Below are 8,200 nucleotides of genomic sequence, written 5' to 3'. Positions count from 1 at the left end.
CTGCCGGACCACTCCGCGCGCCTGGGCGCCCCCCTGGCGGTGCTGCGGCCGCGCGTCGCCAAGGGCCCGTCCCGTGTGACGGGCCTGGCGGAGCGGCCCACCGAGGTCGAGCCGGTGATGCACGAGGGCACCCCCGCCCCGGTGGACCAGGTGCGCGCCCGCGACGCCACGGCGGGCCCCGCCGGCGCGACCCCGGCAGCCCCGGCCGCGCCCGGTCAGGCCACCAGCTTCTACGACGCCGTCGGCGGCCGCCCGACGTTCGACCGGTTGACCGCCGAGTTCTACGCCCGCGTGCGTGAGGACGAGATCCTCGCCCCGATGTATCCGCAGGACGACTTCGAGGGCGCCCAGCGTCGGCTGCTCATGTTCCTGGAGCAGTACTGGGGCGGACCGCGGACGTACTCCGAGGAGCGCGGCCACCCCCGCCTGCGCATGCGCCACGCCCCGTACCGGATCGACCCGGCCGCGCGCGACGCATGGCTGCGGCACATGCGCGCCGCCGTCGACACGCTGGGCCTGTCCCCGCTGCACGAGGCCGAACTCTGGGACTATCTGGAGCGGGCCGCCCACTCCCTGCAGAACTCGGCCTGACCGGCCGCCCGGCTGCGATTTCGACGCGCCGGGCGCGGGCTCACACCGCCATGGCGGGGCGGCCCAGCACGAAGCCGCCGGGGGTGTCCAGGCGCGTCCACGGCCCCGCCGTGCTGAGCCGGGCGCGGCCGCCGGGCCGCAGGAAGCCCAGCGCGTGCGCGCCGAAGGCCATGCCGGCCGGGAACTGCAGCGCCTCGCCCCCGAGCAGGGGTCCCCACATCTGCGCCCGGACCCTGCGGACCAGCGCCTCCCCCGGGTTCTCGGGCAGGGCGTCCCGCACGGCGTCGGCGCCGCGCGTGGCCACCTCGGCCAGCTCCTCATCGGCGACCTCGGCCACGGGCGTCCAGCCGCCGCGGGGCGGGGTCAGCGCGGTCCAGGTGACGTGCTCGCGGCCCGGCGGCACGGCGAATGCCAGGTCGACGGGGTCCTGGCCGCGCATCCGCGCGGTGCGCTCGGTGACGGAGCCCAGGGCGACGACGGCGTCCAGGTCCGCCACGCCGTGGGCGGTCGCCAGGGGCACGGTGCGCAGCCCCAGGACGACGGGCACCCCGTCTCCGAGCCCGGCCGGCTGCAGCACGGAGACCCACTGGGCGAGCATCGGGGTGCGGGAGCGCCCCGCCTCAGGCACGACGTGCAAACGCATGCCCGTGTCGGCGACGCGCCGGGCGCGGCTGGCCAGCTGCTCGAGGTCCCGCACAGCGCGGTCGTCGACGAAGCGGAGGACGGGGGCGGCGGCGGGGTGCTCGGTCATGCAAGCATTGTCCCAGGTCCGTCGCGTCCCGGGCCGCCCCGCCGTCGCGGGTCCATCCATGTCGAAGGAGAGCCGTTCGTGCCGCAGCGCCATCCCCGTCCCCGCCCCGGTCACGCACCGGTCCGCCCGGCCTCGGCCCCGAAGGACCCCACCGAAACGCTGCGGGGGATCCTGGAGCTGACGCCGGCCGCGCCGGACCCGGTGACGGGTCAGGTCCGCTTCACGGGCACGACCCCCCGGCAGACGCACGGCCGGGTGTTCGGCGGCCAGGTGCTCGCCCAGGCGCTGGCGGCCGCCTCCCGCACGGTGCCGGCCGCCCGTTCCGCCCACTCGCTCCACGGCTACTTCATCCGCCCCGGGGACGCGCTGCAGCCCATCACGTTCACCGTCGAGACGCTGCGGGACGGCCGCTCCTTCTCCGTCCGCCGGGTGCTGGCCTCCCAGAACGAGAAGGCCATCCTCGCCCTGACCTGCTCCTTCCAGGAGCCCGCCGGCAGCGCGCTGGACCACCAGGTGGCCATGCCGGAGGGAGTGCCCCGGCCCGAGGACCTGCCCACGACGGCGGACGTGCTGGGCGCCATCAACCACCCCGTGGCCCAGGAGTGGGCCTGGTCCCGGCCGTTCGACATCCGCCATGTCACCCCGGCCATCTATGTGGAGCCGGCCGCGGAGACCGAGAACTGCAACATGGTGTGGATGAAGACCTTCACGCCCCTGGCGGACGACCCCGCGCTGCACCTGGCGGCGCTCACCTACGCCTCGGACTACACGCTCCTCGAGCCGATCCTGCGGCAGCACGGCGTCGCCTGGATCCAGCCCGGCATGTCCGTGGCCTCCCTCGACCACGCGATGTGGTTCCACCGGCCCGCCCGCGTCGACCAGTGGCTGCTCTACGTCCAGGACTCCCCCAGCGCCCAGGGCGCGCGCGGCCTCGGCACGGGCGCCGTGTTCACCGAGGACGGGACGCTCGTGGCCACGGTCGCCCAGGAGGGCATGATCCGCCTGCCCGAGGGGGCCGCCGCCCGGCGGGCACGGGCCCGGGGCGCGGCCCAGCGCATGGCCCTGCGGACGGTGCTGCGCCGCAGCTGGCGGCGCTGACCCGGCGGGTTCGCAGGGGGTGAGACTGCCGATCGGGCCCTGCCATGGGTGAGGCGGCTCGCCGTCCGCGCCGCGCGCACCGTTCGTCGTGGTCGACGTGGACCCCGCCCCGACACGACGACGGCCCGTCGCGATCACGTGATCGCGGCGGGCCGTCGTCGGCGCGGCGCCCGGGGGCGCGTCGGCTCAGTCGCGCGTGAGCTTGCGGTGCGTCATCCGGTGCGGGCGGGCGGCCTCGGGGCCGAGCCGATCGACCTTGTTGGCCTCGTAGGACTCGAAGTTGCCCTCGTACCAGTACCAGTTGGCCGGGTCCTCCGCGGTGCCCTCGTAGGCCAGCATGTGGGTGGCCACGCGGTCCAGGAACCAGCGGTCGTGCGAGACGACGACGGCGCAGCCCGGGAACTCGAGCAGCGCGTTCTCGAGGGAGGTCAGGGTCTCCACGTCGAGGTCGTTGGTGGGCTCGTCGAGGAGCAGCAGGTTGCCGCCCTCCTTGAGGGTCAGGGCCAGGTTCAGGCGGTTGCGCTCACCGCCGGAGAGCACGCCGGCCTTCTTCTGCTGGTCCGGGCCCTTGAAGCCGAACGCGGACACGTAGGCGCGCGAGGGCATCTCGACGTTGCCGACCTTGATGTAGTCCAGGCCGTCCGAGACGACCTCCCACAGCGACTTCTCGGGGTCGATGTTGGAGCGAGACTGGTCCACGTACGAGATCTTCACGGTCTCGCCGATCTTCAGCTCACCGCCGTCCAGGGGCTCGAGGCCGACGATGGTCTTGAACAGGGTGGTCTTGCCGACGCCGTTCGGGCCGATCACGCCGACGATGCCGTTGCGGGGCAGGGAGAAGGACAGGCCGTCGATGAGGACGCGGTCCCCGAAGCCCTTCTTCAGGTCCTTGGCCTCGATCACGACGGTGCCCAGCCGCGGGCCCGGCGGGATCTGGATCTCCTCGAAGTCCAGCTTGCGGGTCTTCTCGGCCTCGGCCGCCATCTCCTCGTAGCGGGCCAGGCGGGCCTTGGACTTCGCCTGACGGCCCTTCGTGTTGGAGCGGACCCAGTCGAGCTCCTCGGCCAGGCGCTTGGCGAGCTTGGCGTCCTTCTTGCCCTGCACCTCGAGGCGGGCACGCTTGGTCTCCAGGTAGGTGGAGTAGTTGCCCTCGTACGGGTAGAGGCGGCCGCGGTCGACCTCCGCGATCCACTCCGCGACGTGGTCGAGGAAGTACCGGTCGTGGGTGACGGCGATGACGGCGCCCGGGTAGGAGGCCAGGTGCTGCTCGAGCCACAGCACGGACTCGGCGTCCAGGTGGTTGGTGGGCTCGTCGAGCAGGAGCAGGTCGGGCTTCTCCAGCAGCAGCTTGCACAGTGCGACGCGCCGCTTCTCGCCGCCGGAGAGGTTCGTGACCGGCTCGTCCCCCGGGGGCGTGCGCAGGGCGTCCATCGCCTGCTCGAGCTGGGAGTCGATGTCCCACGCGTCCGCGGCGTCGATGGCGGACTGCAGCTCGCCCATCTCCTCCATGAGGGCGTCGAAGTCCGCGTCCGGGTTCGCCATCTCCTCGGAGATCTGGTTGTAGCGCTGGATCTTGCCGTAGATCTCGCCGACGCCCTCCTGGACGTTCTCGAGCACCGTCTTGGACTCGTCCAGCTTGGGCTCCTGCATCAGGATGCCCACCGAGTAGCCGGGAGAGAGCCGCGCCTCGCCGTTCGAGGGCTCGTCCAGCCCGGCCATGATCTTCAGGATCGTCGACTTGCCGGCGCCGTTGGGGCCGACCATGCCGATCTTCGCCCCGGGGTAGAACGACATGGTGACGTCGTCCAGGATCAGTTTGTCGCCCACCTTCTTGCGGGCCTTGACCATCGTGTAGATGAATTCCGCCATGCGGCCCAGGCTAGTCGGTGGCCGCGGGATTCCACTCATCGTGCCGATCCCGCGACCACCGAGCCCGCTCCCCCTCCGTGCTCCGTGCCGCCCCGTGGTCAGGCGACGCCGGCCGCCGCCGGCTCGCGCCCGGGGGCGCCCGCGTCCGACTCGTCCGGGCCGGGCGAGGCCGGGGCGTCGCCACCCTGGAACCCGTCCGGCAGGCCCGCGCTGAACCCGTCGCCGACCGCGCCGGCCCGCCCGCCCGACGCGTCGTCGTCGCGCGGGGCCGACTCGGGGCGCGGCACGGCCGCGCGCTGGCTGCGCTGGAACGCCGCCGAGCCGAAGCCCAGGTCCAGCCCGACGGCGTCCGCCACCACGTCCACGGACGTGCCGGAGCGCTCGCCCGAGGACCAGTCGCGGACCCGGAGTCGACCGGTGACGATCACGGGGTTGCCCTTCTTCACGGACTGGGCGGTGTTCGAGCCGAGCTGGCCGAACGCCGAGATGCTGTACCAGTTGGTGTGGGCGTCCACCCACTCAGCGGTCTCGCGGTCGAAGCGCCGCTCGGTGGTGGCCAGGCGGAAGCCGGTCACGGCGGCCCCCGATGCGGTGTGGCGGGTGGCGGGGTCCGTGGCCACGAAGCCGCGCACGGTGATGAGGTCCTGCATGGTGTGCCTCCTGGGCTGGGCCCCGGTGGGCGCCGGGGCGGGTCGTCGGCGCATCGGCTGATCCGCCATGGCCAGACAACCCCACCGCGGGGCACCCCGGCAGGATCGGGGCCGGTCTGGGGACGCGCGGAGGTCCCCGGGCGACTGTGCAGGAGCCGACGGCGCCGCGGCCGGCGGCCGTTAGACTGACACGGCCCAGCCCCAGTAGCTCAGCTGGACAGAGCAGCGGCCTTCTAATCCGCCGGTCGGGGGTTCGAATCCCTCCTGGGGCACCCAGACCAGGGGCGGAGCCGTCCGAGCACGCCCGACGACCGCCCGAAGGAGACCGTCCTGGACCGTCTGCGCTCCTGGCTCCGCGCCCCGCGACCCGCCGTCCCCGAGGTCCGTGTGACCCGTCGCGAGGGCGTCCAGCTGGCCGCCCTGCTCGTCGCGGCCGCGGCCCTGTACGTGACGCACTCCTTCCTCCGGTACGCCACCTACGAGGCCAAGGGCTACGACCTGGGCATCTTCGACCAGGTGGTGCGGCAGTACGCGCTGTTCAACGCCCCCCTCAGCTCCGTCAAGGGCGTGGACTTCCACATCCTCGGCGACCACTTCCACCCGATCCTCGCGCTGCTGGCGCCCTTCTACTGGGTATGGCCGGACCCCCGCATGCTCGGCGTGGTCATGGCGCTGGCCCTCGCCGCGTCCGCCGTGCCGGTGTACCTGTTCGCCCGTCGTCGCGCGGGACACGGGGTGGCCCTGGCCGCCGTCGCCGCCCTGCTGCTCTCCTGGCCCTTCCAGGCGATGGTGAACTGGGACTTCCACGAGGTCACCCTCGGCGTGCCGATCCTCGCCTGGCTCGTGTGGGCCCTGGACGGGCAGCGGGCGTGGCTCGCCACCGGCCTGGCGGCGCTGCTGCTCACGGTCCGAGAGGACATGGGCGTGACCCTGCTGGCCGTGGCCCTGGTGATGGCGATCCGTCGCTTCTGGCCGCAGGCCGCGGTCACCGCCGTGCTGGGCGTGCTCGGCTACTGGTTCGCCACGTCCGTGGTGATCCCCCACTACTCCCCCACCGGCGCGTTCGGCTACTGGCAGTTCACCGCCCTGGGCCCGGACATGCGCAGTTCGGTCCTGTTCCTGCTGACCCAGCCGTGGAACGCCGTCGCGGTGCTGTTCGACCACCCGCTGAAGGTGGCCCTCTGGCTCCTGCACTTCGTCCCGCTGCTGTTCCTGCCGGTCCTGAGCCCGCTCACGCTGATGGCCCTGCCGATCCTGCTCTCGCGGCTGTTCAACGACCGCCTCAACGTGTGGGCCCCCGTGTACCAGTACGACGCGATCCTCGCCCCGCTGCTGCTCATGGCCGCGCTCGAGGCGGCCCACCGGCTGGCCGGACGCCGGGACACGCTGCGCCGGCTGCCCGCCGTCCTCGTCTCCGCGGCACTGGCCGCCGGTCTGATCGGCACCGCGTTCTTCCCGCAGGTGTACCCGCTGCACCGCACGATCGCCGGCGACATGACGATGACGCAGCACGCCCGCGACCTCGACCACGCGGTCGGGCTGATCCCGGACGGGGTGTGCGTCGAGGCCGCCGACAACGCCGTGCCGCACCTGACGGCCCGCACCCACGTCGGGCTGCACGGGGACATCGGCGACGAGCTGGCCACGTGGATGATCGTGGACACCTCGGTGCCCGAGCTCGGCGGCTGGGACCCCCTCACCCCGGAGCAGGCGCTGGCCCGCGCCGAGCGGCTCGGCTTCGAGCGGGTCTGGTCCGCGGGCGACGTCGTCGTCCTGCACCACCCGGACCGCGCGGTCTCGCCCACCTGCACGACGTACCTCGAGCACCGCTGAGCGGAACCCCACGGCGCCGGCGGACCCGCTCCGCCGTCAGCGGCCCGCGGACTCGCCGAGTGGCTGCAGGCCGAGTCCGGCCGGGGGCAGGAGCAGTCGGTCACGGGCACCGGTGAAGACGCCGGCGTGCGGGTCCTCGGCCACCCCCGGGGCGATCTCGGGGGCCCCCTGGTCGAGTGCGGTGCGGCGCACCGGGTCGCGGACGGGGTCCAGGATGTCCTTGACCACCGTGGTCATGAGCCACACGAGGGCGACGATGTGCGCCACGATCCCCGAGGCATACCAGGCGGTGATCCACCAGGCGCCGCCGGCGAACGCCCCGTCGGAGGTGATGCGCGCCGACTCCATCCACACCCCGCCCCAGTGGTAGACCTCCACGGCCTGCCAGATCCAGAACGCGCGCCACCGCGGCGTCGCGAGGACCACGAGCGGGATCAGCCACATCACGAACTGCGGCGAGTACACCTTCCCCCACAGGATGAAGGACGCCACGATCAGGAAGCACAGCTGGGCCATGCGCGGACGGTGCCGCGCCGCGAGGGCGAGGTAGGCGATCCCCACGCAGCACACCAGGAACAGGCCGTTCTGAAGCGTCGTGAACGTCTCCCCGGACCATCCTGTCCAGGCCAGCGCCAGCCAGGTCGAGGAGAAGGAGACCGCGCGGTCCCCCGAGAACGTGTAGAAGCGCGACCACTGGTCGAACGCCGTCAGCATGAACGGGAGGTTCACCGCGAGCCAGGCCGCGGCCCCGGCCAGGGCCGCCTTCACGAACCCGGCCCAGCGGCCCGTGCGCAGCGCCAGCACGAAGATCGCGCCGAAGAAGAACAGCGGGTAGAGCTTCGTGGCGGTGCCGAGCCCGATGAGCAGGCCGGCGAGGGTCGGACGGCCCGCCGTCCACGCCCACAGGGCCAGGGCGGCCAGCATCACGGCCCACAGGTCCCAGTTGAGCATCGAGGTCAGGATGATCCCCGGGGCCAGGGCCACGAGCAGGGCGTCCCGGGAGCGACCGCGCGCGGTGTACGCGGTCGCGACGACCAGCACGATCCAGCACAGCACCACGCCGATCGCGTTCACGTCGAAGTAGGTCACGGTGCGCTCGTGCAGGTCGCCGGAGGCGGGCACGAGCCACATGGTCACACCCGCGACCACGGCCAGCAACGCCGGGTACTCCATCCACTGCTCGGGCGGCAGCGGCGTGTAGAAGGGGAAGTGGCCGTCCGAGAGGCCCCGCGTGGGGAACAGCTGGGCGAAGTCCGAATAGCACATGTGCGCGTGCACGCCGGGGGCCGCCCAGCCGTTCACGCGGCACCACTGCTTGGTCAGCACGCCGACGGCGGCGGCCACCACGGTCAGGCCGACGAGCAGGCCGACCCAGCGGCCGCTCGGACGGGACGGGGCGGGACTGCGG

At 73.1% G+C, this 8,200-nt stretch carries 6 protein-coding genes, 1 tRNA gene and 1 pseudogene; 4 read left to right on the top strand and 4 right to left on the bottom strand.

Annotated features, from left to right (window positions below; genetic code table 11):
* Nucleotides 1-225: 225 nt before the first annotated feature.
* Nucleotides 226-591 (top strand): annotated as a pseudogene (locus J1M40_RS07650) (globin); the annotation flags it as partial.
* Between the two features lie 40 nt (nt 592-631).
* Here the strand turns inward: J1M40_RS07650 and J1M40_RS07645 are convergent.
* Nucleotides 632-1,342 (bottom strand): hypothetical protein, encoded by a 711-nt coding sequence (locus tag J1M40_RS07645; RefSeq protein WP_036341633.1) that lies wholly within the window; start codon nt 1,340-1,342, stop codon nt 632-634.
* Nucleotides 1,343-1,420: 78 nt separating this feature from the next.
* Between J1M40_RS07645 and J1M40_RS07640 the strand changes: the two genes are divergently transcribed.
* Nucleotides 1,421-2,440 (top strand): acyl-CoA thioesterase II, encoded by a 1,020-nt coding sequence (locus tag J1M40_RS07640; protein ID WP_036341631.1) that lies wholly within the window; start codon nt 1,421-1,423, stop codon nt 2,438-2,440.
* Between the two features lie 186 nt (nt 2,441-2,626).
* Here J1M40_RS07640 and ettA read toward each other — a convergent pair whose 3' ends face one another.
* The gene (gene ettA, locus J1M40_RS07635; protein WP_036341629.1) at nt 2,627-4,309 is read right to left on the bottom strand and encodes an energy-dependent translational throttle protein EttA; all 1,683 of its coding nucleotides are present in this window, start codon (nt 4,307-4,309) and stop codon (nt 2,627-2,629) included.
* Nucleotides 4,310-4,407: 98 nt separating this feature from the next.
* On the bottom strand, nt 4,408-4,959 hold the full coding sequence (locus J1M40_RS07630; RefSeq protein ID WP_036381125.1) for a single-stranded DNA-binding protein: 552 nt from the start codon (nt 4,957-4,959) through the stop codon (nt 4,408-4,410).
* 198 nt (nt 4,960-5,157) lie between these two features.
* Between J1M40_RS07630 and J1M40_RS07625 the strand changes: the two genes are divergently transcribed.
* Nucleotides 5,158-5,231, top strand: a tRNA-Arg gene (locus J1M40_RS07625).
* Nucleotides 5,232-5,346: 115 nt separating this feature from the next.
* Nucleotides 5,347-6,792, top strand: coding sequence for a DUF2079 domain-containing protein (locus J1M40_RS07620; RefSeq protein WP_061867776.1), 1,446 nt, complete (start codon nt 5,347-5,349; stop codon nt 6,790-6,792).
* A gap of 36 nt (nt 6,793-6,828) precedes the next feature.
* Here J1M40_RS07620 and J1M40_RS07615 read toward each other — a convergent pair.
* Nucleotides 6,829-8,200 (bottom strand): glycosyltransferase family 87 protein (locus J1M40_RS07615; RefSeq protein WP_206450652.1); only part of this gene is annotated, 1,372 nt, incomplete at its 5' end.

This window comes from Micrococcus sp. KRD026 (assembly GCF_017168445.1).
Classification (GTDB): domain Bacteria; phylum Actinomycetota; class Actinomycetes; order Actinomycetales; family Micrococcaceae; genus Micrococcus; species Micrococcus luteus.
The sequence above is the reverse complement of the archived record's forward strand: the minus strand, read 5'-3'. Positions and strand labels throughout refer to the sequence as shown.

Bases quoted from the DNA above. Each gene is read 5' to 3' on its own strand.
- J1M40_RS07645 (WP_036341633.1), bottom strand. From the start codon at position 1,342: ATGACCGAGCACCCCGCCGCCGCCCCCGTCCTCCGCTTCGTCGACGAC.
- ettA (WP_036341629.1), bottom strand. From the start codon at position 4,309: ATGGCGGAATTCATCTACACGATGGTCAAGGCCCGCAAGAAGGTGGGC.
- J1M40_RS07630 (WP_036381125.1), bottom strand. From the start codon at position 4,959: ATGCAGGACCTCATCACCGTGCGCGGCTTCGTGGCCACGGACCCCGCC.